This window comes from Cupriavidus sp. 05N39, assembly GCF_056397325.1.
The window spans coordinates 1-533 of the sequence record NZ_JBFTNE010000285.1; the positions used below are offsets into that span (position 1 = coordinate 1).

The following is a 533-nucleotide window of genomic DNA, read 5'->3' on the forward strand; positions in this document are numbered from 1 at the left end:
GGGTGCCGGCGATGCGCACGGCCAGTTCGCCGAGCGCGGCCACCACTTCGTTCTCCAGCCGCACCAGCGGCCGGCTGAAGGTGTCCAGGATGCCTTCGATCGGTGCGATCAGGCGGCGCCGTTCGGCCTGGCCGTGGGCCAGGCCATCGGCGTGCCCCTGCTCGAAGCCGTCTTTCTCCGCGCTGTCCTGGATCGCCTGGATTTCTTCCAGCGTGGGCAGCTGCAGCAAGGGCTCCGGCTCGTGTTCGGGGTCCGGTTCGGTGAGTTCGAACTGCTCCTCCTGCGGCGGCTCGGGCACCGCCAGCAGGTCCGGGGCAAGCCAGCGCACGGCGTTGTTCACAGCATCGCCTCCGCATTGCCGCCGATGGTGACGGTGCCCTCATCGGCCATGCGCTTGACGATGGCCAGGATCTCGCGCTGCGCCACTTCCACATCCGACAGGCGCACCGGGCCACGGGCTTCCATGTCTTCCAGCAGGATTTCGGCGGCACGCTGGGACATGTTGCGGGTGATCTTGTCGCGCACCTTGATGT

2 protein-coding genes are annotated in these 533 nt (G+C 67.9%); both read right to left on the minus strand.

Annotated elements, in window-relative coordinates; all coding sequences use genetic code 11:
- The coding region (locus AC1DN0_RS41325; protein WP_477146641.1) for a FliH/SctL family protein at window positions 1–340 on the minus strand (340 nt) is incomplete at its 3' end.
- Window positions 337–533: FliG C-terminal domain-containing protein (locus tag AC1DN0_RS41330; protein ID WP_477146642.1), on the minus strand; the 197-nt coding region annotated here is incomplete at its 5' end. The genes AC1DN0_RS41325 and AC1DN0_RS41330, both read right to left, overlap by 4 nt.